General features: G+C 73.7%; 22 protein-coding genes. 14 read left to right on the top strand and 8 right to left on the bottom strand.

Annotated features, from left to right (window positions below; translation table 11 throughout):
- Positions 1-90: 90 nt before the first annotated feature.
- From RKD23_RS05800 to RKD23_RS05790, 3 genes are read left to right on the top strand one after another with little or no spacing between them, the layout of a single operon-like run.
- Complete coding sequence (locus RKD23_RS05800) at positions 91-756, top strand: glycosyltransferase family 2 protein (protein WP_424852648.1); 666 nt, start codon at positions 91-93, stop codon at positions 754-756.
- Positions 753-1,373 (top strand): TIGR04282 family arsenosugar biosynthesis glycosyltransferase, encoded by a 621-nt coding sequence (locus RKD23_RS05795; protein WP_424852647.1) that lies wholly within the window; start codon positions 753-755, stop codon positions 1,371-1,373. The genes RKD23_RS05800 and RKD23_RS05795 overlap by 4 nt, the downstream gene beginning before the upstream one ends.
- Positions 1,370-2,125: a class I SAM-dependent methyltransferase gene (locus tag RKD23_RS05790; protein WP_424852646.1), complete on the top strand. Its 756-nt coding sequence runs from the start codon at positions 1,370-1,372 to the stop codon at positions 2,123-2,125. Before RKD23_RS05795 ends, RKD23_RS05790 begins: the two co-directional genes overlap by 4 nt.
- A 313-nt stretch (positions 2,126-2,438) precedes the next feature.
- Here the strand turns inward: RKD23_RS05790 and RKD23_RS05785 are convergent, their stop codons facing one another.
- Positions 2,439-3,671: a molybdopterin-dependent oxidoreductase gene (locus RKD23_RS05785; RefSeq protein WP_424852645.1), complete on the bottom strand. Its 1,233-nt coding sequence runs from the start codon at positions 3,669-3,671 to the stop codon at positions 2,439-2,441.
- A 161-nt stretch (positions 3,672-3,832) separates the two neighbouring features.
- Here RKD23_RS05785 and RKD23_RS05780 point away from each other — a divergent pair, with 161 nt between their 5' ends.
- The 7 genes from RKD23_RS05780 (at position 3,833) to RKD23_RS05750 (ending at position 10,373) form a co-directional block, all read left to right on the top strand.
- The gene (locus tag RKD23_RS05780; protein WP_424858169.1) at positions 3,833-5,212 is read left to right on the top strand and encodes a hypothetical protein; all 1,380 of its coding nucleotides are present in this window, start codon (positions 3,833-3,835) and stop codon (positions 5,210-5,212) included.
- Positions 5,213-5,241: 29 nt separating this feature from the next.
- The gene (locus tag RKD23_RS05775) at positions 5,242-5,691 is read left to right on the top strand and encodes an SRPBCC family protein (protein WP_424852644.1); all 450 of its coding nucleotides are present in this window, start codon (positions 5,242-5,244) and stop codon (positions 5,689-5,691) included.
- A 103-nt stretch (positions 5,692-5,794) separates the two neighbouring features.
- Positions 5,795-6,400 (top strand): LysE family translocator, encoded by a 606-nt coding sequence (locus RKD23_RS05770; RefSeq protein ID WP_424852643.1) that lies wholly within the window; start codon positions 5,795-5,797, stop codon positions 6,398-6,400.
- Positions 6,401-6,402: 2 nt separating this feature from the next.
- Positions 6,403-7,104, top strand: a complete 702-nt coding sequence (locus tag RKD23_RS05765) for a B3/B4 domain-containing protein (RefSeq protein WP_424858168.1) — start codon at positions 6,403-6,405, stop codon at positions 7,102-7,104.
- 29 nt (positions 7,105-7,133) lie between these two features.
- The gene (locus tag RKD23_RS05760) at positions 7,134-8,594 is read left to right on the top strand and encodes a PLP-dependent aminotransferase family protein (RefSeq protein WP_424852642.1); all 1,461 of its coding nucleotides are present in this window, start codon (positions 7,134-7,136) and stop codon (positions 8,592-8,594) included.
- 136 nt (positions 8,595-8,730) lie between these two features.
- Positions 8,731-8,874, top strand: a complete 144-nt coding sequence (locus RKD23_RS05755) for a hypothetical protein (RefSeq protein WP_424852641.1) — start codon at positions 8,731-8,733, stop codon at positions 8,872-8,874.
- Positions 8,875-8,945: 71 nt separating this feature from the next.
- Positions 8,946-10,373 (top strand): MFS transporter, encoded by a 1,428-nt coding sequence (locus RKD23_RS05750; protein WP_424852640.1) that lies wholly within the window; start codon positions 8,946-8,948, stop codon positions 10,371-10,373.
- 122 nt (positions 10,374-10,495) lie between these two features.
- On the opposite strand, the gene RKD23_RS05745 is transcribed toward RKD23_RS05750, so the two are convergent.
- The 3 genes from RKD23_RS05745 to RKD23_RS05735 form a co-directional block, all read right to left on the bottom strand.
- Complete coding sequence (locus RKD23_RS05745; RefSeq protein WP_424852639.1) at positions 10,496-11,938, bottom strand: MFS transporter; 1,443 nt, start codon at positions 11,936-11,938, stop codon at positions 10,496-10,498.
- 75 nt (positions 11,939-12,013) lie between these two features.
- A complete protein-coding gene (locus RKD23_RS05740; RefSeq protein WP_424852638.1) occupies positions 12,014-13,606 on the bottom strand; it encodes an MFS transporter in 1,593 nt (530 codons plus the stop codon).
- A gap of 51 nt (positions 13,607-13,657) precedes the next feature.
- Positions 13,658-14,122: a MarR family winged helix-turn-helix transcriptional regulator gene (locus RKD23_RS05735; protein ID WP_424852637.1), complete on the bottom strand. Its 465-nt coding sequence runs from the start codon at positions 14,120-14,122 to the stop codon at positions 13,658-13,660.
- A gap of 194 nt (positions 14,123-14,316) precedes the next feature.
- Between RKD23_RS05735 and RKD23_RS05730 the strand changes: the two genes are divergently transcribed.
- A complete protein-coding gene (locus RKD23_RS05730; protein ID WP_424852636.1) occupies positions 14,317-15,495 on the top strand; it encodes a magnesium and cobalt transport protein CorA in 1,179 nt (392 codons plus the stop codon).
- Here the strand turns inward: RKD23_RS05730 and RKD23_RS05725 are convergent.
- Both RKD23_RS05725 and RKD23_RS05720 read right to left on the bottom strand, forming a co-directional pair.
- The gene (locus tag RKD23_RS05725; RefSeq protein ID WP_424852635.1) at positions 15,473-16,537 is read right to left on the bottom strand and encodes a protein kinase family protein; all 1,065 of its coding nucleotides are present in this window, start codon (positions 16,535-16,537) and stop codon (positions 15,473-15,475) included. The two genes, RKD23_RS05730 and RKD23_RS05725, sit on opposite strands and share 23 nt — an antisense overlap.
- A gap of 127 nt (positions 16,538-16,664) precedes the next feature.
- Entirely contained in the window at positions 16,665-17,228 is a 564-nt protein-coding gene (locus RKD23_RS05720; protein WP_424852634.1) for an NAD(P)H-dependent oxidoreductase, read from the bottom strand.
- A 192-nt stretch (positions 17,229-17,420) separates the two neighbouring features.
- Here RKD23_RS05720 and RKD23_RS05715 point away from each other — a divergent pair, with 192 nt between their 5' ends.
- Positions 17,421-18,104, top strand: coding sequence for a TetR/AcrR family transcriptional regulator (locus tag RKD23_RS05715; protein WP_404031236.1), 684 nt, complete (start codon positions 17,421-17,423; stop codon positions 18,102-18,104).
- 129 nt (positions 18,105-18,233) lie between these two features.
- Positions 18,234-19,268 (top strand): LacI family DNA-binding transcriptional regulator, encoded by a 1,035-nt coding sequence (locus tag RKD23_RS05710; RefSeq protein WP_424852633.1) that lies wholly within the window; start codon positions 18,234-18,236, stop codon positions 19,266-19,268.
- 21 nt (positions 19,269-19,289) lie between these two features.
- On the opposite strand, the gene trxA is transcribed toward RKD23_RS05710, so the two are convergent.
- Complete coding sequence (gene trxA, locus RKD23_RS05705; RefSeq protein ID WP_424852632.1) at positions 19,290-19,667, bottom strand: thioredoxin; 378 nt, start codon at positions 19,665-19,667, stop codon at positions 19,290-19,292.
- Positions 19,668-19,809: 142 nt separating this feature from the next.
- On the opposite strand from trxA, the gene RKD23_RS05700 reads away from it, so the two are divergent.
- Positions 19,810-21,249, top strand: a complete 1,440-nt coding sequence (locus RKD23_RS05700; protein WP_424852631.1) for a dihydrolipoyl dehydrogenase family protein — start codon at positions 19,810-19,812, stop codon at positions 21,247-21,249.
- 13 nt (positions 21,250-21,262) lie between these two features.
- On the opposite strand, the gene RKD23_RS05695 is transcribed toward RKD23_RS05700, so the two are convergent.
- Positions 21,263-25,600, bottom strand: a complete 4,338-nt coding sequence (locus RKD23_RS05695) for a hypothetical protein (protein ID WP_424852630.1) — start codon at positions 25,598-25,600, stop codon at positions 21,263-21,265.
- Positions 25,601-25,707 lie beyond the last annotated feature (107 nt).

The raw sequence follows: 25,707 nt of genomic DNA, 5'->3' as shown, positions 1-25,707 counted from the left end.
CCGTAGGGTGAAAGCGTGACGCCCCCACCACCGCCCCCACCACCGCCCCTTCCACCGCCCCTTCCGCCGTCCCTTCCACCGGACGTCGACGTGGTGCTTCCCTGCCTGGACGAGGCCGAGGCCCTGCCCTGGGTGCTCCGGCGCGTTCCGCCGGGCTGGCGCGCGCTGGTCGTCGACAACGGCTCCACCGACGGCTCCCCGCGGATCGCCCGCGCGCTCGGCGCGACCGTGCTGCACGAACCGCGCCGCGGCTTCGGCGCCGCCTGCCATGCCGGGCTGACCGCGGCCACCGCCGACATCGTCTGCTTCTGCGACTGCGACGCCTCCCTCGACCCGGCGCTCCTCGTGCCGTTCGTCCGCGAGGTCCTCGCCGGCGAGGCCGACCTGGTGCTCGGCCGGCGGCGCCCGGTCCGGCGCGGCACCTGGCCCGCTCACGCCCGCGCCGGAAACCTCGCGCTCACCCGGCTGCTGCGCCGCCGCACCGGGCTGCGCCTGCACGACCTGGGCCCGCTGCGCGCCGCCCGCCGCACGGACCTGCTCGCCCTCGGTCTCACCGACCGGCGCAGCGGCTACCCCCTGCAGATGGTCGTCCGTGCCGCCGACGCCGGCTGGCGCGTCACCGAGCACGACGTGCCCTATCTGCCCCGCTCCGGCGCCTCCAAGGTGACCGGCACCTGGCGGGGCACCTGGCAGGCCGTGCGCGACATGAGCCGTGTCCTCGCCGAACCCCCGGCGACCGAAAGGGCCGTACGGTGACCACCACCCTCCTCGTCATCGCCAAGGAACCCCGCCCCGGCCGGGTCAAGACCCGCCTCACCCCGCCCTTCACGCCCGAGGAGGCCGCCCGGCTCGCCGAGGCCTCGCTCGCCGACACGCTCCACGCGGTCGCCGCCACCCCGGCCGACCGGCGCGTCCTCGCCCTCGACGGCACGCCCGGGCCCTGGCTGCCGTACGGCTTCGACGTCGTGCCGCAGTGTGCGGGCACCCTGGACGAGCGGCTCGCGGACGCCTTCGCGCACTGCTGCGGGCCGACGCTGCTCATCGGCATGGACACCCCGCAGGTGACGCCCGGTCTGCTCACCGTCGACCTCACGGCGTACGACGCCTGCTTCGGCCCGGCCGAGGACGGCGGCTTCTGGGCGCTGGGCCTCGCCGAGCCCGAGCCGGGGCTGCTGCGGGGCGTGCCCATGTCCATGCCGGACACCGGGGCCGTACAGCGGGAGCGGCTCGTCACGGCCGGGCTGCGGGTGTGTGACCTGCCCCGGCTGCGGGACGTCGACACCGCGGCCGACGCGCACGCGGTCGCGGCACTCGCCCCGCACGGCCGGTTCGCCGCCCGGCTGGCCCGCTGCACGACGGCGGCCGACCGGTGACCACCACGGCCCCGGCCTGGGCGGCCGCCGACCCCTACGCCGCCGCCCTGCGCGCCGGCCGCGGCCCGCTGTTCCTGCGCCGCACCGACGGCTGGCTGCTGCCGCTGGAGGTGGAACGCTGGTGCGCACGGGCCGACGCGGCCGACCGGCAGGCGCTCGACCGCTGCGAGGGCGCCGTCCTCGACATCGGCTGCGGGCCCGGCCGGCTGGTCGTCGAACTCGCCGCGCGCGGCCGGACCGTCCTCGGCATCGACGTCAGCCAGGCCGCCGTCGACCACACCGTCCGCCTCGGCGGGGCGGCGCTGCGCCGCTCGGTGTTCGACCCGCTGCCTGCCGAGGGCCGCTGGGGCACGCTGCTGCTGATGGACGGCAACATCGGCATCGGCGGCGAACCCCGCGCCCTGCTTCGGCGGGCGGCCCGGCTGCTGCGCCCCGCCGGGCTGCTGATCGCCGAGACCGACCCGGCGGACGTCGACGAACGCGTCCAGGTGCAGGTCGTCGACGTCACCGACGCCCGCCGGGAGACGGGCGGCGCGTTCCCCTGGGCTCGGCTCGGCACCCCCGCCCTGCTGCGGCTGGCCGGGGAGGCGGGCTGGGGCACCGTCGCTCAGTGGGACGCGGGCGGGCGCCGCTTCGTCGCCCTGCGCAGCCGGGCCGCCAGCAGCAGCGCCGAACCGCCGAAGAGGACGGCCGTGATCAGCAGCCAGCGGGCCAGGAAGCCGTCCGGCGACAGCGCGGTCACCGACCGGTAGCGCCGGTCCACCATCCCGCAGATCAGCGGGAACCACACCAGCAGCAGCAACGCCGACAGGGCCGCCGGCACCCGCACGTATCCCACCCACGGCCGGCGGCCGGCCGTCTCCAGCCCCCGTACGAAGGCCCGGTCCACGGTCGCGTACAGCGGCAGCAGCACCAGGTCGTGCAGCAGCGCGGCGCCCACGAACCACAGGGCCACACCGAACCAGTCGCCGTCGAGCAGCCGCACCCCCGCGTAACCGGCGAGCGCGAACGAGCAGGCGAGCAGCAGCAGTTGCAGAGGGCTGCCGATCGGCAGTCGGGCGCGCATCACAGGTCTCCGAAGGTCAGCCGGGCCACCCACTTGGTGTTCAGCACCCCGGGCGCGGCGGGCACGATGATCCGTGCCGGATGGCCGTGGTCGGGGGAGAGCGGCTCGCCGTTGACGTACAGGGCGAGCAGCGAGCGCTCGTCGGCGACCTGGTTGGCGCGCAGGGCCGCCCGCCGGAACGCGCCGTGCCGCTGGAGCGACTCGACGAACAGGTCCGGCGGGTCCTGTCCCTCGCCGACGAGCGCCGCGAGGTCCCGCAGCCGTACGCCGCGCCACCACTGGTCCGACGTGGACCAGCCCTCCACGCACGCGATCGGCAACGCGGCACTGTGCAGCGGAAGTCGCAGCAGCTCGGCGCGGCTGAGCCGGACCGTGCCGGTGCGGCCGGTGACGACCAGCCGCCACGCCTCCTCGCTCGTCTCGGCCGCGTCGATCCCGGCGTAGCGGGCCGTCTTGTTGATCTGGAAGCCGTTCGGGCCGCTGCCGGGCTCCGCCCCGCCGTGCGGCGCGAGCAGCGCGGTGCGCCGCAGCAGCCCGTCGAAGTTCTGCCCCACCGTGGTGGCGAACAGCAGCAGCGAACCGCCCCCGACGAACCACAGCGCACCCCGCCGCGACACGGTCGGCTCCGCCGGGCGCGGGGAGACGAGGTCGTCCGTTTCGCTCCTCATCCGCCGCAGATTCCGTACGGCCATGGGGAACTTGAGGACGGTGTGCGCGGCGAACGCGGCGAAGAACACCCACGCGCCGTAGAAGTGCAGCGGATAGAAGGAGCCGGGGAAGACATAGTCCAGCTGGACGTTCAGCACCCCGGTGACGAACTCGAACAGCCCGCCGCCCACCAGGAGCAGCAGCGAGATCCGCTCCAGCGCGTGCGCCAGGGAGCGGGCCGGCGGCAGTGTGAACAGCCTCGGCACCACCGACCACAGCTTGGCCAGCAGGACGGGGATCAGGGTGAGGCCGAGCGTGACGTGCACGCCCTGGTTCAGCCGGTACAGCCAGTGCGGGTCGGTCGGCCAGGCGAAGAGGTAGAAGCCCAGCAGGCCCTTGTCCGGCGTCTTGTCGTTCACCGGCGACAGATCCGGGTTGTAGGCGGCGTAGGAGACGAGACCGGTCAGGAACAGCACCGTGATCCCGGCCAGCAGGACCAGCCCGAGAACCGAGGTGAACCAGGGGCCGCGCAGCGGGCTGCGCCAGAAGCCGGGGGAGGTGGGGAGCCGTGGAGCGTCGCGCATGACTCGACCGTAGGGCGCCTGTGCCCCCTCACCGGGTGCGCGACGCATGACGAAACGCTGACGTCCGGCCGCGGTGCCGGGTCCGGCCCGCCCGTCCGGCCTAGCGTGCCGGTGTGACCCGCTCCCCGCGCCGAGATGTGCCCCGACGCCAGTGCCGCGATGTGCAGCGAGACCGCTGCGGAGACCTGCGCCGAGATCTGTACGCCGTCCTGGCCGCCGCGCTGCTCGTGACCGCGGCCGTGCTGGTCGGCCGGCACCTCCAGGACACCCGGCACACGCTGTTCGTGAACTGGCCGCCGCTGCTGGCCGACTGGGAGCCGCACCTCGGCCCCGGCACGCCCGCCGCGCTGCTGGTCGCGGCGGCCGTGGTGGCGTACGGCCCGACGCTCGCCGGCCGGCTGTCCTGGCGCGCGCTGCTCGCGGCGGCCTGGGCGACCGGCCTGGCCTGGACCCTCTCGCTGGCCCTGGTCGACGGCTGGCACCGGGGGATCGCCGAGCAGCTCACCACCCGCAGCGAGTACCTGCGGTCCGTCGGCCGCTTCGACGACATCCCGGCCACCCTGCGGGATTTCACCGCGCACATCCTCATCGACGCCCCCGACAACTGGCCCGCCCATGTCGCGGGCCACCCGCCCGGCGCCACCCTCACCTTCGTGCTGCTCGACCGGATCGGGCTGCACGGTGGTGGCTGGGCCGGGATGTGGTGCATCACGGTCGGCGCGACGGCCTGCCTCGCCGTGCTCGTCGCCGTGCGCGCGCTGGTGGGGGAGGACCCGGCCCGGCGGGCCGCGCCCTTCCTGGTCCTGGCCCCGGCCGCGGTGTGGATGGGCACCTCGGCGGACGCGTACTTCGCGGCGGTCGCCGCCTGGGCGGTGGCCCTCCTCGCCGTCGCGGTCACCGGCGGCCCGGCCGGCTGGGCGGCGGGCTCGGGCCTGCTGTTCGGGCTGGCCTGCTATCTCTCGTACGGTCTGACGCTGATGGCGTTCCTCGGCGCGGCCGTGCTGCTGCTGGGCCGGGAGGGCGTCCGTGCGCGGCCCCTGCCGCTGTGCGGCCTCTTCCTCGCCGGGCTGGCCGTCGTCCCGGCCGCCTTCACGCTCGCCGGGTTCGACTGGTGGGAGGCGTACCGCCTGCTGGTCACCCGGTACCACCAGGGCGCGGGCGGTGTCCGCCCGTACGGCTACTGGGTGTGGGCCAATCTCGCCTGCGCGGTGCTGATCGTCGGTCCGGCCACGGTGGCGGGGCTGCGGCGGGCAGGGGCGGCTCTGCGCGGGCGCTGTTCGGCCACGGTGGCGGAGGCGCGGCGGGCCGGGGCGGCTCTGCTCGGGCGGGCCCGGCTCGCGGTGCTGGTGTCCGCCGCCGTGCTCGCCGTGCTGGTCGCCGACCTCTCCGGCATGAGCAAGGCCGAGACGGAACGCATCTGGCTGCCCTTCGCCCTGTGGCTCCTGTCGTCCTGCGCGTTCCTCCCGCGTCCCCGCGCCTGGCTCGCCGCCCAGGCCGTCCTCGCCCTGCTCCTCAACCATCTGCTACGCACCGGGTGGTGACCGGGACCGGCGCGGCGGAGGCTGGAGTCATGACGATCGACGTGACGGCCGAGCGTGTCCTTCCCCTGCCCCCGGAACGCGTCGCCGCCTACGCCATGGACTGGCGGCACGACGCCGAATGGACCCAGGGCATCCGCACCGCGGAGCTGACCCGGGAGGCGGACACGGGCGGCTTCGGCACCGGCGCCGAGGTCACCCGCACCGCGTACTTCCTGGGCCGGCGCATCGACTACGTCCTGCGGGTCGCCGCGTACGAGCCGCCGGGGCTGCTGGACATGGTCTCCGTGGCGGGCCCGATGCCGATGCACGTCACCTACACCTTCGAGCCCCACCCGCGGGGCACGCTCGCCCGCATCCGGGTGAGGGGAGGCGGAGGCGGCCTCTACCGCATGGCGGCGCCGCTGCTCGCCCGGCAGGTGCGCGGCAGCCTCGTCAAGGACCTGCGCGATCTGGAGGCGCGGCTCACCGGGCAGGACTGACTCGTGCGGTTATGGACCTGTCGATCATGCCTGCTTTGGCTCTGTCCGCCGGACCATTGCGGCGGGACAGTGGGAACGTCCGAAAGCTGGAGCGGAGGTTCCCGTGAGTGTCGCCTTTCTGTTGACCACCCTCGTCGTGGTGATCACCCCCGGCACCGGCGTGGTGTACACGCTGGCCGCCGGTCTGTCCCATGGCCGCAGGGCGAGTGTGATCGCCGCCTTCGCCTGCACCCTCGGCATCGTGCCGCACCTGCTGGCGACGGTGACCGGGCTCGCCGCGCTGCTGCACACCAGCGCCGTCGCCTACGAGACCGTGAAGTACCTCGGCGTCGGCTATCTGCTGTACATGGCGTGGGCGACCCTGCGCGACCGGGACGCGCTGACGGTCGCCGCGAAGAGCGAGCCGCAGTCCGCCGCCCGCGTGATCGCCTCCGGGGTGCTGCTCAACCTGCTCAACCCCAAGCTGACGATGTTCTTCGTCGCCTTCCTCCCGCAGTTCGTGCCCGCGGGCGCGGAGGGCTCCGCCGGGCAGATGCTGCGGCTCGGCGCCGTCTTCATGGCCCTCACCTTCGTGGTCTTCGCCGCCTACGGGCTGTGCGCCGCGGCCGTACGCGACCGTGTGCTCGCGCGTCCCGGGGTGCTGACCGGCATCCGCCGGGTGTTCGCCGTCTGCTTCGTGGGCCTGAGCGCCCGGCTGGCGGTGGCGTGAGCATGCGCTTCCGGCACGCCGACCCCCTGCGCTCGCAGTACCCCGAACTCACCGCGGGCGTGCTCTACGCCGACCGCGTCGACGCCGTCGCCGACACCGGCCCGGCCACCGCCGCGTACACCGCGCGGGCGACGGCCCGGCTGGCCGGGGCCACCGAGGGCGAGTTCCCCGAAGTCCTCGCCTGGCGGCGGACGTTCAGCCGGATGGGGCTGAAGCCTACGCAGTACCGGTGCGCCTCGGAGTCCCTGCTGCGCCGGCTCCGCAAGGAGGGGACCCTGCCGCGCATCCATCCCGTGGTCGACCTGTGCAACGCCGTCTCGGTCGCCTACGCCGTCCCGGTGGCCGCCCTCGACGCCGACCGCATCGCCGGTCCGCTGCTGGAGGTGCGGCACGCCCGGGGCGACGAGCACTACACGCCCTTCGGCGGCGGCACCGAGCATCCCGCGCCCGGCGAGGTCACCTTCGTCGACTCCGAGGGACGTGCCCACGCCCGCCGCTGGACCCACCGGCAGAGCGGCCACTCCGCGGTCGGCCCGCACACCCGGCGCATCCTCGTGGTGACGGAGGCCATGCACGACGACGGTGCCCTGGCCGTGCCGGAGTTGCTGAAGACGCTCGCCGCGGAGCTGACCGCGCACTGGCCGACCGGCACCGAGACGGCCGTACTCACCGCTGCGGAGCCGGAGTTCACCTTCCCCGGCTGAGGGCCGCCGCCCATGACACCATCGACGCGATGAACGAACCTTCCGGGCCCGGCTCCGACTTCCTCCAGCTCGACGCCGCCGCCGTGCCCGCCGTCGGCAAGGCGGACTGGCTCGCCGGGCGGCTGCGCGGGGCGATCGCCGACGGCCGCCTCACGGTCGGCAGCAGACTGCCGTCCACCCGGGTGCTGGCCGCCGAACTCGGCCTGTCCCGGGGCGTGGTCACCGAGGCGTACCGCAGGCTCGCCGAGGACGGCCACGTCGAGGGGCGCCGCCGCGGCGGCACGGTCGTGGTCGCCGTGCCCCGCCCGGCACCACGGGCCCCCGCGCGCCCGGCCGGCCCGGCACCCGCGTCCCTGTTCACGGGCACACCCACCGTGGACGTCTTCGACGCGCTGCGCACCGCGCCCGCCCGGGTCGACTTCACCCCCGGCCGCCCCGACCTCGCCGTCTTCCCGCGCACCGCCTGGCTGCGCGCCGAACGGTCCGTGCTGGCCGAGCTGTCCGCCGACACCCTCGGCTACGGCGACCCGCGTGGGGCACCGCGACTGCGCCGGGCCGTCGCCGACTGGCTCGCCCGCAGCCGGGGCATCCGCGTCGCCCCGGACGAGGTCCTGGTCCTGGCCGGCACCTCCCAGGCGCTCACCCTGCTGAACCCGGTCCTGCGCGCGGACGGCATCGACGCCGTCGCCGTCGAGGAGCCCAGCTCGCTCGGTGCCCGCCAGCACCTGCTGCACGGCGGAATGGCCACCCCGCCGGTGCCCGTCGACGAGCACGGCGTCCGCGTCGACGCCCTGCGCGCCACCGGGGCCCGGGCCGTTCTCCTCACGCCCGCCCACCAGTTCCCCACCGGCGTCGTGACCAGCGGAGAGCGCCGCCGGGAGCTGCTGCGCTGGGCGCAGGAGGGCGGCCTGATCCTGGAGGACGACTACGACGCCGAGCACCGCTACGACCGACCGCCGGTGCCCGCGCTGCGCGCCCTGCTCGCCGACCAGGTCTGTTATCTCGGCAGCGTGTCCAAGCTGCTCGCGCCCGCGCTGCGCATCGGCTGGGCGGTCCCGCCGCCCCGCTACCGCGCAGCCCTCACCGACATCAAGCGGTTCACCGACCTCGGCAACCCGGTGCTGCCGCAGCTGGTGCTGGCCCGGCTGATGGAGTCCGGCGAGCTGGAGCGCCATCTGCGGATGCTGCGGGGCCGGCACCGGCGCCGCCGGGACGCGATGATCGCCGCCGTCTCCGAGCATCTGCCCGGAGCGGTGGTGCACGGTGCCGCCGCCGGACTGCACCTCACCGTCACCTACGCCCCGGACGTGCCCGACACCGAGCTGGCCGGGGCAGCGCTCGCCCGTGGGGTGAAGTGCCAGCCGCTGTCCTGGCACCGCCAGTCGCCCGGCCGCCCCGGCCTCGTCCTCGGCTACTCGGCGACTCCGCCGGGCGTCATCGCCGACGGAGTCGCGACGCTGGGCCGCGCCCTGCGCGAACTGAGCGCCTGACTACCCCCAGGGGGTAGCAACTTCCTTCTCCGGAACCCTTGCACGCGCATACGGGAGGGGGGTATATCTATGTCTCGCAGATACCCCCTCGGGGTATCGCGGAACACGGAAAGCACGTCCGATCCGAGGAGGAACCATGTCCGGCTGCTGCACCCCCGAAGGCACCTGCCACACCGAACCGGCCGAGGACACCGTCCAGGTCGTCACGACCACCGGTGAGCCGGCCGAGGCGCCCGTCGAGAGCCTCACCGAGGCCGACCGGCGCTCCGTGCCCGCCTGATCCACGCCCGGCGGCCGGGGCCACCCCCGGTCCCGGCCGCCCTCCCTTCCCGCATTTCAGAGAGGTACGCGATGTCAGTCGCCGATCCCCGGCGCTGGTGGGCCCTGCTCGTGCTCGCCGCAGCCCAGTTCATGGTGATCATGGACACCTCGATCATCGGGGTGGCCCTACCCGAGATGCAGCGCGACCTCGGCTTCACGCCCGGTGACCTGCAATGGGTGTTCAACGCCTACGTCATCGCCTTCGGCGGCCTGCTGCTCCTCGGCGGCCGGCTCTCCGACCTGCTCGGCGCCCGCCGGGTGTTCACGGCCGGCTGGGCGGTGCTGATCGCCGGCTCGGTCGTCGCGGCCGCCGCGCAGACCGCCTGGGTCGAGGTCCTCGGCCGGGCCGTCCAGGGCGTCGGCGGCGCGCTCATCGCCCCGTCCGCGATGACCCTGCTGATGATCCTCTTCTCGCACGACCCGAAGGAACTCGGCAAGGCGATGGCCCTGTACGGCGCGGCCGCGCCCGCGGGCGGCACCGCCGGTGTCTTCCTCGGCGGCGTCTTCACCGAATGGCTCAGCTGGCCCTGGGTGTTCATCGTCTACGTCCCGATCGGCCTGGCCACCCTCGCCGCCACCGGCCTGCTCCCGGCGGTGGCCCCACGACGCGGAGCCGTCGACCTGCTCGGCGCCGTCACCGTCACCGCCGGTCTCGCCCTCGCCGTGTTCGCCGTCGTACGAGCGCCGGAGGCCGGGTGGGGCTCGGCGCGGACTCTGCTCGAACTCGGCGGGGCCGGCGTCCTGCTGGCGCTGTTCCTCGTGGTGCAGAAGACCGTGCGCGAGCCCCTGATGCCGCTCGGCATCTGGCGGGTCCCGCGGCTGGGCTCGGCCAACCTGGCGATGGCGCTGCTCGGCGCCGCGTGGATCCCGATGTGGTACTTCCTCAACCTCTACCTGCAACAGGTCCTCGGCTACGGGGCGTTCGCGTCCGGCGCCGCGCTGCTGCCGATGACCGGCCTGCTGATGGTCTTCATGACCGCGATCACGGCCCGGCTGCTGGGCCGCTTCGGCGCCAAGCCGCTGATCGGCGGAGGGCTGCTGGTCCTCGCGCTCGGACTGCTGTGGCTGTCGGCCGTCGAGCCGACCGGCACCTTCCTGGTCGACGTCCTGCCCGCCTCGCTGGTCGCCGCGCTCGGTATGTCGCTGGCGTACATCCCGGCGATGCTGGCCGCCATGTCGGGCGCCCCGCAGGAGCAGGCGGGCCTCGCCTCCGGCATCGTCAACACCACCTACCAGGTGGGCTCCGCGCTGGGTCTGGCCGCCCTCACCGCCCTGGCCACCTCGCAGGGCGCCGACCGGCTCGGTGACGCCGCCGCCCTCACCGAGGGCTTCGGCACCGCCTTCCTCGCCGCCGCGGTCATCGCGGCCGTCGGCGGACTCGCCACCCTGCTCTGGATGCGCGGGGACAACGCCGCGCGCCCCGCCCGGCAGGAGGCGGCGCGGAAGGTGTCCGCCTGACGACGGAACGCCGTACAGCCAGGGGCGTCCGACGGCTCGCCGCAGCCGTCGGACGCCCCTGGCGTGTGCGTACGGGCGATCGGTGGAGCCGTCGGACGCCCTTGGTGTGGGCGTACGGCCGATCAGTGCACGTGCGGTCCGCCGGTCGACCGCGGCTTGCCGCGCGGTACGAGCCCCAGGGACACCACCGCCCCGACGGCGGCGACGGCCGCGGCCACGGTGAACGCGTCGGTGAAGCCGCCGACCGCGCCGCGCTCGATGCCGGCCGCGGCGACCGTCGACAGCACGGCCACCCCGATCGAACCGCCCACCTCGTGGAAGGTGTTGACGACCCCGGAGGCCAGCCCCGCCTCCTCGGGGCCGACCAGCGCCAGCGCCGTGGCCGTGGCCGTGACGAACACCGAGCCGAGTCCGAACGACGCCACCACCAGCCCCGGCAGCAGCCCGGTGTACACGCTCCCGTCGGCCGACAGCCGGGTCAACGGCAGCGCTCCCGCCGCGGCGACGGCCAGCCCCGCCACCGCGGTCGGCCTGCTGCCCAGCGTGCCCACGAGCCGCGCCCCGAGGTGCGCGCCGAGCGCGGTGGCCACCGCGACCGGCAGGAAGACCAGCCCAGTGCGCAGCGCGCTGAAGCCGTGCGCGTGCTGGAGATACATCGAGCCGACGAAGAAGTACGAGATGAGCAGCGCGGTCGCGGTCAGCATCAGGAACGCGCCCGCGATCACCGGGCGCCGCGTGAACATCCGCAGGTCCATCAGCGGGGCCCGGCTTGCCCGCTCCACGGCGGCGAAGGCGGCGTACAGCACGAGAGCCCCGAGCAGCGGCAGCACCGTGGCCGGGTCGCCCCAGCCGGCGTCACCGGCCTTCACCAGGCCGTAGATCAGCGCGCCGGTCCCCGCGGTCACCAGCACCGCGCCGGGCACGTCCAGCCGGACCGGCCGCGGGGCGTGGCGCGGCAGCAAGGAAGGGAGGGCGGCGAGGGCGACCAGGCCGACAGGGACGTTCAGGTAGAACACCCACTCCCAGCCCGGCCCCTCGGTCAGCGCCCCGCCGAGCAGCACCCCGACCGCCGACCCGGTGCCGCCGATCGCGGCCCAGACACCGAGGGCCTTGTGGCGGGCCGCGCCCTGGAAGGCGGTGGTCACGATCGCGAGGGCCGCCGGCGACAGCAGGGCCGCGCCGACGCCCTGGGCGATCCGTCCGCCCAGCAGCACGGACGCGTCCGGCGCGAGACCGGTGACGAGGGACGCGGCCGTGAACAGCGCCAGCCCGGCCAGGACCGTCCGGTGCGCGCCCAGCGCGTCGGCCAGCCGGCCACCGAGCAGCATCAGCCCGCCGAAGGCGAGGGTGTAGGCGGTGACCACCCAGGTCAGGGTCTCGCGCCCCAGGCGCAGATCGGCCGCCATGTCCGGCAGGGCGACGTTCACCACGGTGACGTCGAGGACGAGCATGAACTGCGCCAGGCACAGCAGCACGAGCAGGGGGACGGCTCGGCGTGGTGCGGGGCCCGGGGTGTCGTGCGAGGGGCCCGAGGGGTCGGCGGTGGTGTGGTGGGCATGCGTCATGAACTGAACTGTACGGAACAGTACAGCTGAACTCAACAGTTCAGTTCATGCGGCTTCGGCCTCAGTGTTTCTGCCTCAGTGAGGTGCCTGCCCGTCCCGTCGGCGTACGCCCACCGCCGCGACGACCGCACCGAGGACGCAGAGCGCCCCCGCGACCAGCACCGCCGTGTGCACGCCGTTCATGAAGGCCTGGTGGCTGCCCTCGATCACCGCCGTCCTGAGCCCGCCGGGCAGCTCGGGGGAGACCGGGGCGACACCCATCGCCACCGCGTCCCTGGCCTCGTACAGCCCCTCGGACACCGGGCCCGGGACGCCGGCTCCGGTCAGCTCGGAGGTGAGGGTGGAGCCGACGCGGCTGCTGATCAGGGACACCAGCACGGAGGTGCCGAGGGCGCCGCCGATCTGGAGCGCGGTGGCCTGCAGACCGCCCGCCACACCGCCGTCATTGACCGGCGCGTTGCCGACGACGGCCTCGGACGAGGACGCCATCACCATGCCGACACCCAGGCCGAGCGCGACGAACGGCGGCCACATCACGGCGAACGACGACCCGGCGCCCCAGCCGAGCATCACGAAACAGGCGACCGCCTGCAGCGCCATGCCCAGCGGCATGGTCAGCCTCGGCCCGAACCGGTCCGTGAGCGCCGCGCCCAGCGGCGAGGCCACGACCGACGCCAGGCTCAGCGGCAGCGTGCGCACACCCGCCTCGACCGGGGTGAACCCTCGGACGTTCTGCAGGTAGAGCATGACGAAGAAGATCACGCCGAGCAGCACGAAGAAGTTCAGCGCGGTGACGACGGTCCCGATGGTCAGCGCGGGGTTGCGGAACAGCCGCATCGGCAGCAGCGGCGAGGCGACCCGTGTCTCGTACAGCCCGAACAGCACCAGGACGACCACGCCGGCGCCGATCGCGCCCAGCGTGCCGGCCGAGGTCCAGCCCCACGTCTCACCCTTGACCACGCCGAACACGACCGCGAGCAGGGCCAGCGCCAGCAGCACGACCCCCGGGATGTCGAACCGCTCACCGGCCGCCGCGCTGTTGCGGGTCTGCGGCAGCACGACCGCGCTGAACACGAGCGCCACGACACCGATGGGCGCGTTGATGTAGAAGACCGACTCCCAGCTGACGTGCTCCACCAGGAGCCCGCCGACGATGGGGCCGAGCGCGGTGGACACCGAGGACACCATCGCCCAGATGCCCACCGCCATGCCGAACTTCTTCGGCGGGAACACCGCCCGCAGCATGCCGAGCGTGTTCGGCATCAGCAGGGCGCCGAAGAAGCCCTGGGCGGCACGGAAGGCGATCACGCCCTCGATGGAGCCGGCCAGTCCGATGGCGACGGACGCGACGGTGAACCCGGCGACGCCGACCAGATAGAAGGTGCGGCGGCCGAACCGGTCGCCGAGCTTGCCGCCGAGGATCAGGGCGGCGGCCAGGGCCAGCAGATAGGAGTTGGTGACCCATTGCAGGTCGGCTGTGGAGGCGTGCAGGTCGCGGCCGATCTCGGGGTTCGCGATCGACACGACCGAGCCGTCGAGGCCGACCATGAACAGACCGAAGGCGACGGCGATCAGCGTCAGCCAGGGGTTGGCGCGCGGGCCACGGGGCTGCTGGGCGGGCAGGGCAGGGTTCGTCGGGGCCGAGGAGCCCAGGGCGACGGAGGGCATGGAGGTGCCTTGTCCTTCGTGAAGGTGCGGGGGAGTGTGCCCCGCGGGTGATCAACGGGCGGCGTCGTGAAGGTGCCGGTTCAGCGACACCAGCGCGCCCAGCGCGGAGCCGAGGGCGTCCTGCTCCCCGTCGGTCAGGGCGTGCAGCGCCCGTGTCAGCCGGTCGGCCATCAGCTGCTGGACCTCGGTGACCCGCTGCCGCGCGGTCGGAGTGAGGTGCAGATGGGCGACCCGCTTGTCGGCCGGGTCCGGCCGGCGCTCCAGCAGACCCTGCGCGGTCAGCTGGGTGACCAGCGCGCTGACGTTGTTCGGCTTCATCAGCAGGGCCTCGGCCGCCGCGCGCACGGTGACGCCGTCGTACGTCTCCACGTGCCGCAGCAGCGCCAGCTGGGCCTCGGAGGGCCGGGGGTGGACATAGTCCCGGCCGACCTGGCGCTCCATGGCCCGGGCCAGCGCGGGCAGACACGCCACGAGGCTTTCGGCCATGTGGTCGAGGTCGTGGCTGTCCTGGGGCATGCTGCCGAGTTTAGGTATGCGGAGATACCTATGTCAAAGGAGGTAAGTGCCTTCGCCGAGCCGCCCGGCTGAGCCTTCACCGAGCCCTTCACCGAGCCCTTCGCCGAGCCCTTCGCCGAGCGCGGAGCAACCGATGGCGCGTGATCTGTGCCCCGGGTCTAGCCTGAACCCCAGGGACCCTGGAGGTAGCAGCCATGGCCGACTGGCGCGGACGCGCGGTACGAGCGGGCAAGCGGCCCTTCACCCGGCCGCCGGCCGCCGCGCGGGTCAGTGGCGCCAAGGAAGAGGCCCCCGAGCACACGATGGACCCGCGCGCCGACGAGGAGCAGGAGCCGGCCTCGGTGTCCCTGCAGCGCACCATCGTCGACGCCGCCCTGTACCGCGACGGGCACCGGATCGACGGCCACGGCTCGCTGGCGGAGATCTACCGCAAGCTGCCCGGCGAGCCCGGCACCATGGCGTGGATCGGCCTGTACCGCCCCGCCGAGGGGCAGCTGCTGGCGGCGGCCGAGCAGTTCGGACTGCACGAGCTGGCCGTCGAGGACGCCATCGTCGCCCACCAGCGGCCCAAGCTGGAGCGCTACGGCGAGACCCTGTTCGTCGTCCTGCGCGCCGCCCGCTATCTCGACGAGGCCGAGGAGGTCGACTTCGGCGAGATACACCTCTTCATCGGCCCCGACTTCGTCCTCACGGTCCGCCACTCCCAGGCCCCCGACCTGGGCGCGGTGCGTGCCCGTCTGGAGAAGGACCCCGAGCTGCTGGCGCTCGGGCCCGAGGCGGTGCTCTACGCCGTGCTGGACGCCGTGGTCGACGGCTACGCGCCTGTCATCGCCGGTCTGCAGAACGACATCGACGAGATCGAGACCGAGGTCTTCGGCGGCGACCCCAAGGTGTCCCGCCGTATCTACGAGCTGTCCCGCGAGGTCATCGAGTTCCAGCGCGCCGCCCGGCCGCTGCTGGGCATCATGCGGGACCTGGAGGCGGGCTTCGAGAAGTACGGCACCGACGAGGAGCTGCAGCGCTATCTGCGCGACGTCGCCGACCACGCCACCACGGCCGCCGAGCGCGTCGACGCCTTCCGGCAGATGCTGGAGAACATCCTCACCGTCAACGCCACGCTCGTCTCCCAGGCGCAGAACGAGGAGATGAAGCTGATGGCGGAGGCCGGGCACGCGCAGAACAACGAGATCAAGAAGATCTCCTCCTGGGCGGCCATCCTCTTCGCCCCGACCCTCGTCGGCACGGTCTACGGCATGAACTTCGACCACATGCCGGAGCTGCACTGGATCTTCGGCTACCCCTTCGCCCTCGCCCTGATGGCCGTCGTCTGCGTGAGCCTCTATCTCGTCTTCAAACGCCGCGACTGGCTGTGAGCGCCCGGCGCAGGCGGTCCGCCGGGATCGGGGTCCGCTTGCTGTGCGTGAGCAGACTGTCGAAGAAGTCGTCCAGGACGAGCGAGGCCCGGGCGTGCCGGTCGACCAGCGCCGCGATCCCCGGCGGTACGGCCACCGGTGCGCGCCCCGCGACCCATGCGCGCAGGAAGTCCGGGTGCGGGATCTCGCCGCGCAGCCGGTCCAGCAGATGGTGGCGCAGCAGATGGGCGGGCGTGTAGGCGCGGTCGTAGTCGAGGTGGTCGGCGAGAAAGGCGGCTTCCTGCGGGGTCAGCTCGAAGTCCCGGCTCAGCGCGAGACCCAGGTCCGCGAAGTACACCCGGTGGCCGTCGGTGAGCAGGTTCCGGAAGTGCGCGTCGAAGTGGACCATGCCCCGCCCGCTCAGGAAGGACGTGCCCCGCTCCAGCTCCTCCTCCACCCACCGGTACACCCGGGCGTCCGCCACACCGGCCGAGCCGCGCGCCTGGGCCAGCCAGTCGGTGAGGGTGGACGGCACATGCTCCAGGAACAGCACCAAAGAGGCCGGCGCACCACCGATCGCCTCCAGCCTGCGCCGCACGGCCGGTGAACTCTCCCAGTGGGCCACTGCCCCGTCGACGCCCCCGAACACATCGACGAACCCGGTCGGCGGTGCGTCGGCCAGCACCCGCCAGTGGTGGAGCAGCGGAAACCCGGCGTACTCGTCGCGCAGCACCCAGCCGGTGGTCATCACCTGCGCCGCCAGCTCCCGCCACGCACCGAACCCGGCCGAGCCGATCCCGTACTGATAGAAGAGCGGCAACGCGAACATGTTGGCCGTGGACCGTACGTTCTCGGGCCGCAGTTCCAGTTCGGTCAGCGGCACCCGCTTGACGAACACCCGCCGTCCCGCCACCTCCATCAGGCCGGCCCGCCCGCCGATCCCGGTCCCGAGCGGCTCGGCGGTGGACACGGCGTCGGCCAGCCGGCTGTCGCTGAGCAGCGACAGCCGGGTCCCTATGGCGACGTGGTCGGCGAGCCGGTGGCGGTGCGACGACGCCTCCATGTGTGTCCTCCCCCTTGGCCGGCGGCCATCACCGCCGATGATGTCAGTCCGCGCGGGGGCCGGACACGCGGAAGGGGGCCGCGGCCCGAAGGCTGCGGCCCCCTTTCCGGGACGGACTGCGTGCCGGTCAGGCGGCGGCCGCCGCATCGGCGTGGCCGTGCACGGCGGCCAGGACCGCGGTGAGCTGCTCGACGACCTCGGCGTCGTCGGCCGGGTGGGTGTCGGCGAAGCGGGTCACGGAGCCGGGCACGGAGAGCTTGACGTCCTCCAGGACCTTGGCGCCGGCGATGCCCACGGCCTTACGGGCCTCGTCCTGCGCCCACACGCCGCCGTACTGGCCGAACGCGGTGCCGACCACGGCCACCGGCTTGCCGACCAGGGCGCCGGCGCCGTAGGGGCGGGACAGCCAGTCGATGGCGTTCTTCAGGACGGCCGGCATGGTGCCGTTGTACTCGGGCGAGAACAGCAGGAGGGCGTCGGCGGAGCCGGCGGCCTCACGCAGGGCGACGGCGGCGGCCGGGACGGAGCCCTCGACGTCGATGTCCTCGTTGTAGAAGGGGACGTCGGCCAGGCCCTCGAACAGCTCGATCTGCGCGCCCTCGGGAGCGTGCTTCACGGCCGCCTCGGCGAGCTGACGGTTGTGCGAACCGGCGCGAAGGCTGCCGACGAGCGCGAGGATGCGGACGGACATGACTACTCCCGATGGCTGAAAACTGTTGTGCCGACTGACGATCAAACATCCGGACCGAGGTCCGTTGAAAGTTGTACCACTTACTTCTACCACTAGAACCGGACCGGGGTCCAGTTCCCGCTCCGGAGTCATCCGGACCGCGGTCCCTTTCTGTGTATCAGTTAACCGGACCGCGGTCCAGTTTCATTCCCGATGGTTTACGCTGTCTTCATGTCCACCGACCTCCCGCTGCTTCAGCCGCCTTCGCAAGAGCCGGAACCGGGTGTCGAACTGCTCCAGCTCGGAACGCCCGAGGACGAGCCCTGCCTGCGTGCCGACGCCGCCCGCAACCGGGCCAAGCTGCTGGACGCGGCCGCCCGGCTGATCGCCGAGCACGGCGCGGCGGGCGTCACCATGGAGGCCGTGGCCGCGGCGGCCCAGGTGGGCAAGGGGACGGTCTTCCGCCGGTTCCGCGACCGCACCGGTCTGCTCACGGCCCTGCTGGACCACTCCGAGCGTCAGTTCCAGGCCGCCTTCATCAGTGGCCCGCCCCCGCTCGGCCCCGGCGCGCCGCCCGTGGAGCGGCTGCGGGCGTTCGGCCATGCCGTGCTGCGCCGCACGGTCGAACAGCTGGATCTGCAGATCGCGGCCGAGCCGAACACCGAACGCCGCTTCGCCGCACCACCCCGGCGGGCGCTGCACGCCCATGTGGCCATGCTGTTGCGCCAGCAGCTGCCCCAGGCGGACACCGAGCTGCTCGCGCACACCCTGATGGGCTACCTCAACCCCGTGCTGATCCACCACCTGATCAGGCAGTGCGCGATGCCCATGAGCCGGCTGGAGGCCGGCTGGACGGACCTGGTCGCCCGGACCACGGGGACCGAGCCGCCCCGCTGACCCCGAAAGCCGCCCAACTCCCCTCAGGCCACGGCGAGTTCACTTCTACGCGCGGCACGTTCGTAGAACCGTGAAAGACCCGGTCCCGCCCGGAACCCCGCATCCCGGCTCTGCCAAGATGCGTGTGTCATGGTGCAGATACCCAAGCAGTCAACGCCTTCGTCGCCCGCACCGTCCGCCGTGCCCACGAGCGCCGACGTGGCCCGTCTGGCCGGAGTCTCGCGCGCGACGGTGTCCTACGTCCTGAATAACACCAGCGCCGTCCGCATCAGCGAACCCACCCGCCGCCGGGTGCACGCCGCCGCCAAGGAGCTGGGCTACGTCCCGCACGCCGCGGCCCGCAGCCTGCGCGCCGGACACAGCCGCACCGTCCTGATGCCCGCCCCCGCCGTCCCCACGGGCCCGCTCTACAGCCAGTTCCTCAACGACCTCCAGTGGGCCCTCGGCCGCCTGGACTACACCGTCGTGCAGTACGGCACCGTCGGCCTGAACGGCGACGAGGCCGCCCGCGCCTGGGCCGAACTGCGTCCCGTCGCCGTCCTGGTCCCCGGCTCCGGCCTGAGCCCCCAGGGCGTGGCCGTGCTCAAGCGCTCCGGCGCGCGAGCCGTCGTCACCATCGGCCCCACCTCCGTCGAGGGCGCCCACGCCCTGCTCATGGACCACGAGGAGGTCGGCCGCGCGGCCGCCGCCCATCTGTACGCCCGCGGTCGCCGCCGTATCGGCGTCGTCGTGCCGGCCGAACCCGGCCTCGACCCCTTCTCCGCGCCCCGCCTCGCCGGGGTCCACCGTGCCCTGCACGGCACCCCGGCCACCGTCCGCGAACTCCCCCTCGCCTACGAGGAGGAGTCCGCGGCCCGTCTCGCCGCCCGCTGGCCCGGCCTGGGCCTGGACGCGGTGTTCGCCTACAACGACGAGTACGCCATGCTGCTGATGCGCGCCCTCCAGGACGAGGGCGTCCGCGTCCCCGAGGACACGGCCCTCATCGGCGCGGACGACCTGATGCTCGGACGGCTGCTGCGGCCCCGGCTCAGCACCGTGCACATCGAGCTGCCGTCCGTGCGCGACCTCGCCGAACTCGTCGACCGCGCGGTGCGCAACCCCGCCGCCGCGCCCGAGACCCACAAGGTGCTGGGAGCCACGGTGATCCACCGCGACTCCAGCTGAGCGGTCACGCGTCCTCGACGGTCACTTGCCCTGGGACTTGGCCTGCTGCGCGGCCACCGCCTTGCGCACCTCGTCCATGTCCAGCTTCCGCGCCTGCCCGATCACATCGGTCAGCGCGGCCTCCGGCAGCGCGCCCGGCTGGGCGAACACCGCCACCTGGTCCCGGACGATCATCAGCGTCGGGATCGACTGGATGCCGAAGGCCGCGGCCAGCTCCGGCTGCGCCTCGGTGTCGATCTTGCCGAACACCAGGTCCGGGTTGTCCTGCGCGGCCTTCTCGTAGACGGGCGCGAACTGCCGGCACGGCCCGCACCAGGCTGCCCAGAAGTCGATGAGAACGAAGTCGTTCTCGGTGACCGTCTGGTCGAAGTTCTCCTTGGTGAGCTCGACAGTGCTCATGGCGTGAATCCCTCTTCCTGGTGTCGGGGTGAGCCGTCCGCACCAACACAGAGGGACGGGCCGGTATTCCGTGCGCGCACAGTCACGCAACCGCGCGCGTACCCGTGTGGCCACGCCGCACACCACCCGTAAGACTGACCCCATGACGGAAACGGATTCCAACGCGTACGACGTCGTGGTGCTCGGAGCCGGGCCCGTGGGGGAGAACGTCGCCGACCGCACCCGCGCGGCCGGCCTGTCCACCGCGGTCGTGGAGAGCGAGCTGGTCGGCGGCGAGTGCTCGTACTGGGCGTGCATGCCCAGCAAGGCGCTGCTGCGCCCGGTCATCGCCCACGCCGACGCCCGCCGCCTGCCAGGGCTGAGCCGGTCCGTGCAGGGCCCCCTCGACACGCCCGCCGTCCTGGCCCGCCGGGACGAGTACACCTCGCACTGGAAGGACGACGGGCAGGTCGGCTGGATCGAGAGCATCGGCGCCGACCTGTACCGCGGCCACGGCCGCCTCACCGCGCCGCGCACGGTGGAGGTCACCGCCCCCGACGGCACCCGCCGCACCCTCACCGCCCACCACGCCGTCGCCGTGTGCACCGGCACCCGCGCCCAGCTCCCCGACCTGCCCGGCCTCGCCGACGTACGCCCCTGGACCAGCCGCGAGGCGACCAGCGCGAAGGAGGCGCCCGCCCGGCTGATCGTCGTGGGCGGCGGCGTCGTCGCGACCGAGATGGCGACCGCCTGGCAGGCCCTCGGCTCCCGGGTCACCCTCCTCGTGCGCGGCAAGGGCCTACTGGGCCGCATGGAGCCCTTCGCCGGGGAACTGGTCGCCGAGGCGCTCACGGAGGCCGGGGCCGACGTCCGTACCGGCACCTCCCTGCGGTCCGTGGTCCGCGAGAACGGCACCGTGATCGTCACGACCGACTCCGGCGAACGTCTGGAAGCCGACGAGATTCTCTTCGCCACCGGGCGCTCCCCGCGCACCGACGACATCGGCCTGGACGCCGTCGGCCTGGAACCCGGCTCCTGGCTGCCGGTCGACGACAGCCTCCGCGTGACCGGCACCGACTGGCTCTACGCCGTCGGCGACGTCAACCGGCGCGCCCTGCTCACCCACCAGGGCAAGTACCAGGCCCGTATCGCCGGCGCCGCCATCGCCGCGCGCGCCACCGGCGAAACGGCCGACCTGGAGACGCAGGAACCCTGGAGCGCGCACGCGGCCAGCGCCGACCACGCCGCCGTCCCCCAGGTCGTCTTCACCGACCCCGAGGCCGCCGCCGTGGGCCTCTCGCTGGCCGAGGCGGAACAGGCCGGCCACCGGGTGCGGGCCGTCGACGTCGAGTTCTCCTCGGTGGCGGGCGCCGGCCTGTACGCCGACGGCTACCGCGGCCGCGCCCGCATGGTCGTGGACCTGGAGGAGGAGATCCTGCGCGGCGTCACCTTCGTCGGCCCCGGCGTCGGCGAACTCATCCACTCCGCGACGATCGCGGTCGCCGGACAGGTGCCGGTCAGCAGGCTCTGGCACGCCGTCCCGTCGTACCCGACCCTGAGTGAGGTGTGGCTGCGGCTGCTGGAGGCGTACCGGGACAACTGACGGCGCCGGCCGCTCAGGCCCGCAGCAGCGGACCGAGTCCCGTCAGCCGCAGGGCCAGCCAGTGCTCGTCGACGAGGACGTACACGAGGTCCGGCCCCGCCGTCGAGACATCGGCGATCGTGCCCGGCAGCGGCACGCTCAGGGGCTCGCGGTCGGGGCACGTCGGATTCCAGACCCGCAGGGTGTCGTCCGAGCAGGCCGCCACGATCAGGTCCTGCTCCGGACGCTCCAGCCGGGTCCAGCGGGTCAGCGGGGCGTCGGAGTGGCTCAGCGTCCTCGGCTGCCCGGTGGTCGGGTCGCCGGGGCGCAGCTCCCACAGCTGGACGGCGCGGGGCCGGCGCATGGCGACCGCGAGCTGCCAGTGTCCCGTGGGGGTGCGCAGCGTCAACGGCGGTGGGGACGAGCGGCCCACGCCCGTGAACATGCCCACGGCGTGGACGTCGTCGACCGCCTCACCGTGGATCTCGATCAGCCCGTCCTCGTCCACCACGGCCGTCCACCGCTCGAAGGGCACCGCACCGAGCACCGTGTCCCTCAGCGGATGGTTCCGGACCCGTGGCCTGCCGCCGGGCGGCCACACGACGGCCCTGGGCCCGGCCTTCTCGTACCGCACCAGGAGCGTCGCAGTCCCGCAGGGAGAGCGATGGGCGTGCAGTGAACTCACCCTGTCCCAGGGCAGTTCGGGCGCGGGAAACCCGTCGGGCGCCGTGATCTCGTCTCCCGTCCCGGCCTCGAGAAGACGCACCTGACGGGAGTGATCCTCGACCAGGGCGATGACCGACGTCGCGTCCGGCAGCGTCAGGGCGGCCAGCATCGCCACCTGCCGGTGGGCCGGCCACAGCGGGACCGTCCGCTCCCCCCGTGCGTCGGTCAACCAGGCACCGCCCTCACGTCCCGCCACGGCCAGCGCCCACGGCAACCCCTCCGTGGGGTGCGGCAGCGCCGCGATGCACCGCGCGCGCAGGGCGTCGTGGTCCGGCAGTTCGGACCGGCTGCTCAGGCTCGTGTCCCACACGCGCACGGTCCCGTCCCAACCCGCCGAGGCGAACATGCCGGCCGGGCCTGCGGCGAGCGGAGCCAGCGCGTACGACCCGCCGGCGGCGAGCGGCCGCGGGTCCTGGGACAGCGAGGAGACGGCCACCTGATGGCTCGTGGCCGCCGTGGACCAGTGCTGGTCGACCGTCGGCGCGACGCGGTTCCTCAGCATGTGCCGCAGGGAACCGGTCGACGGCTCGACCACCGCGATGCGCGACCCCGTGCCCGCCACCGCGACGAGAGCGCGCCCGGCCGCGGTGAAGGGGGCCAGTGAGCGAACTCCCCTCACCCTGCCCGGAATCACCCGCTCCGACGCCAGGCGTCCCACGTCCCAGACTCGTACGGTCCCGTCGTCCCCGCCCGACGCCGCGAGCATCCGCTCGTCCGTCCCCGGCAGGCAGACGAGTGCGTACACCGTGCCCGTGTGCCCGTACATCACGCCGGCCGCCTCGGGACCGTTCGGCCCGTCCGGAAGCCAGCGACGGACGGTGCAGTCCGCACCCGCGGAGAGCAGCACCCGGCGCCCGTCGGGCAGGCGCCCCGAGGCCACCGCCGTCACGGGGCCCACATGGCCCGTCACGACGGTCGCGGTCCAGTCGTCCGTGCGCCACAGTCGCAGCGAGCGGTCCTCGCCCGCGGAGACGAGCAGCGGTGAGCCGCCCTCGGCGACAGCGGTCAGGCACAGCACCGTGTCCGTGTGCCCGCGCAACACGGTGACCAGCTCCCCCGTGCCGAGCTCCCACACATACAGGTCACGGCCGGCCGCAGCCACCAGCAGCCGCCTGCCCCGGGCGTCGACGAGCCGCGTCAACGCCGTCACCGTCGCCTCCGGGCCGGTCAGCACCATATGGGTCTCACCGGTGTCCGGCTCCCACAGCCGCACCGTCGCGTCACCGCCCGCCGAGGCGAGCAGCTCCCGTCCGTCGCCGGTGTCCACGGACAGCAGAGCGACCACCGGGCCGGCGTGTCCGCGCAGCACCACGCTGAAGTCGTCGGCGGGAGCGGAGGCCGCCTCGAGCACCGCGGGCACCGCGACGTGCCCCCGGAACCAGCCGACCAGGGACGGCTCCTCGAACAGAGCCGTCATCTGCAGCGTGCGCAGCCGGGCCGCGGGCGACTGCCAGGGCAACCGGTGCGCCGCCCGCAGACAGAGGCGGGCCACGGGCAGAGTGAACCGGTTCGGCAGAGACCGTACGGCCGCCGCCAGACGGGCGGGATCGGCCCAGGTGAGGAAGCCGAGGTCGCGCATCACCTCGGGCAGCAGGCCCGCCGCCAGCGCATGGGCCGCGACGTGCCGCCGTACATAGGGGTGGGCGGATTCCCAGGCGGCCGGTCCGCGGCCGGACACGGTCGCGAGCAGCGCCCGGGTGATGCGGACGTGCGCGTCCCACGGCGAGGTGTCACGGAAATGGTCGATGAGCGCCTGATGGTAGAGGCGGTACACGGTCTGGCCCGACTCGCCCGACTCGACGACGTGGAATCCGGCCTGCTCCAGGACCCAGGCCACGTCCTCGTCCCGGTAGACGCGTCCCTGCGCGGACAGCGCGCCCGCCAGCACCGGCCACAGATCGCGGCGCGGCAGCCCGGCGCCCTCGGCCCAGGCCAGCGGACGCAGCAGGTCCCGCAGCCGATCCGGGTCGGCGGACCGGCCGAACTCCTCGTCGAGCACGGCTGAGAGGCCGCCGGCCAGCAGCCGCTCCAGCCGCAGATCCCGTCGCGCGGTGCCGGAGCGGGCGAGGGCACCGAGGACCGCGCGCGTGGCGACCCGCGCGTACAGGAAGATCTCGCCGCTGGCGTCCGCGACCCGCTCGGCCCACTCACGGGCGAGCGACTCCCGGCCGCGCAGCGGGGAGTGCTCGGCACCCAGCAGTCGGCGCAGGGCGTACGCGGTCAGGTCGACCCGTGTCTCCGGCTCGGCGTCCAGCACCGCCGTCTCGTCCGGGGCCAGCGCCCGCAGCAGTGGACCCGCGTCGGCGCTGACCTCGCTGCCGCCCGCCCGGTGCGGACGCGTGCCGACCAGCACCCGCACCCGGGGAAGATCGGCGAGCGGACGCAGCAGGTCGGACGCGATCGGCACGGCCTCGGCGGCCTGCGCCTCGTCCAGGCCGTCGATGACAAGGGTCACCCGGCGGCCCAGTTCGCCGACCTCCCGCACGATCTGCGCGGCGGTCGACCAGCCGCTCTCCGCCGCGGGAAGGCGCAGTGTGACAGCGACCGCGCGCAGGCAGTCATCGAGTGTCTTGTTCCGGCACGACAGGGCGAGGTCCACCGAACCGAGCGGCGGCAGCTCGGAGTTGGGCGTGCCGTTGAGAGCGCCCTCCTCCTCGGCCACGGCCCGCAGACCGGGCACCGACAGGGTGGCGATCCTGCCGAGCAGCGCGGACTTCCCCGTGCCCGGCGAGCCGGTCACCACGAACAGACCGTGGTCCGCGTGCGCCAGCCAGCCCGTGAGCCGCCGCAGCAGCCGGCTGCGGCCGCAGAAGTACCAGCCGGTCTCACCGACCTCGATACCGCGGGCCGAGAGCACCAGATGCCGGTCCACGTCCACCGCACGCAGCCGCCGCAGCCGCTTGGTCTCCACATCCTCGTCCGGCACCGTGGCCGACGGATGCAGGGGATTGCGCAGCGCCGGGACGGGTGCCCCCAGCGCGACATACGCGGTCGCCGCATCCCGCTCGGCCATGATCCGGCCTATCGCGTCGGCCAGTTCGTCCGAGCGGATGGTCTCGTCGTGCTCCGTCCATCTGCGGTCCTCCGGCCCGTGCCGTACGACCCGCTCCAGCGCCTCGGCGAACACCCCCTCCTCCGCGCTGTCGTAGCCACGGGTCGAGGCGATCACCGCGAACCTCCGCTCGGGTCCCGCGGCGCTGGTTCGGTCCAGGACCCGGCAGATCTCGGCGGCCACCCGGGAGGCCGCGACCCCGCTCGCGCAGCAGTCGAGCAGGATCAGAACCTCGTGGAACTCCCGGTGCGCGAGGAAGCGGGCCAGGGACTCGGCCGTGATGGCGCGGTACGGGTCGAGGCGGGTGCCCGGGGAGTCCGCCGCGATCAAAAAGTGCTCGTCGGCGTCGACGCACCCGTGGCCGGTCCAGTACAGCACCAGCCGGGGGCCGCCGCCGTGCCAGGCCCTGAGCCGCTGCGTGATCCACGCCCAGTCGCCGCCGCCCGCCAGCTCCGGCAGGTCGTGGCCATACCCCAGGGACCGGAACAACGTGTACAGCCGGTCCACGCTCGCCGGGACGTGGCGCAGCCGCGGCCAGCTCGCGTCCTGGTACTCGCTCATGCCGACCAGGACGAAGCGACCGTCGTCCGTCATGCGTGCCACCGCACCGTCGTACTCCCCCTCGCCGCACCGGTGTCGGCGGACCCTGGGCTTGCGTGAACGCCGGGCACTTCACGGCCGTAGCATGACGTCTGCCGCCA

The sequence above is a fragment of the Streptomyces sp. SAI-170 genome (genome assembly GCF_049739565.1).
Lineage (GTDB): Bacteria > Actinomycetota > Actinomycetes > Streptomycetales > Streptomycetaceae > Streptomyces.
The sequence above is the reverse complement of the archived record's forward strand: the minus strand, read 5'-3'. Positions and strand labels throughout refer to the sequence as shown.

Coding starts and splice junctions, on each gene's coding strand:
- RKD23_RS05730 (WP_424852636.1), top strand. CDS start 14,317: ATGGCCGACTGGCGCGGACGCGCGGTACGAGCGGGCAAGCGGCCCTTC.
- RKD23_RS05785 (WP_424852645.1), bottom strand. CDS start 3,671: ATGCGCGACGCTCCACGGCTCCCCACCTCCCCCGGCTTCTGGCGCAGC.
- RKD23_RS05725 (WP_424852635.1), bottom strand. CDS start 16,537: ATGGAGGCGTCGTCGCACCGCCACCGGCTCGCCGACCACGTCGCCATA.
- RKD23_RS05755 (WP_424852641.1), top strand. CDS start 8,731: ATGTCCGGCTGCTGCACCCCCGAAGGCACCTGCCACACCGAACCGGCC.
- RKD23_RS05710 (WP_424852633.1), top strand. CDS start 18,234: ATGGTGCAGATACCCAAGCAGTCAACGCCTTCGTCGCCCGCACCGTCC.
- RKD23_RS05760 (WP_424852642.1), top strand. CDS start 7,134: ATGAACGAACCTTCCGGGCCCGGCTCCGACTTCCTCCAGCTCGACGCC.
- RKD23_RS05695 (WP_424852630.1), bottom strand. CDS start 25,600: ATGACGGACGACGGTCGCTTCGTCCTGGTCGGCATGAGCGAGTACCAG.
- RKD23_RS05740 (WP_424852638.1), bottom strand. CDS start 13,606: ATGCCCTCCGTCGCCCTGGGCTCCTCGGCCCCGACGAACCCTGCCCTG.
- RKD23_RS05715 (WP_404031236.1), top strand. CDS start 17,421: ATGGTTTACGCTGTCTTCATGTCCACCGACCTCCCGCTGCTTCAGCCG.
- RKD23_RS05720 (WP_424852634.1), bottom strand. CDS start 17,228: ATGTCCGTCCGCATCCTCGCGCTCGTCGGCAGCCTTCGCGCCGGTTCG.
- RKD23_RS05765 (WP_424858168.1), top strand. CDS start 6,403: ATGCGCTTCCGGCACGCCGACCCCCTGCGCTCGCAGTACCCCGAACTC.
- trxA (WP_424852632.1), bottom strand. CDS start 19,667: ATGAGCACTGTCGAGCTCACCAAGGAGAACTTCGACCAGACGGTCACC.
- RKD23_RS05745 (WP_424852639.1), bottom strand. CDS start 11,938: ATGACGCATGCCCACCACACCACCGCCGACCCCTCGGGCCCCTCGCAC.
- RKD23_RS05775 (WP_424852644.1), top strand. CDS start 5,242: ATGACGATCGACGTGACGGCCGAGCGTGTCCTTCCCCTGCCCCCGGAA.
- RKD23_RS05700 (WP_424852631.1), top strand. CDS start 19,810: ATGACGGAAACGGATTCCAACGCGTACGACGTCGTGGTGCTCGGAGCC.
- RKD23_RS05750 (WP_424852640.1), top strand. CDS start 8,946: ATGTCAGTCGCCGATCCCCGGCGCTGGTGGGCCCTGCTCGTGCTCGCC.
- RKD23_RS05735 (WP_424852637.1), bottom strand. CDS start 14,122: ATGCCCCAGGACAGCCACGACCTCGACCACATGGCCGAAAGCCTCGTG.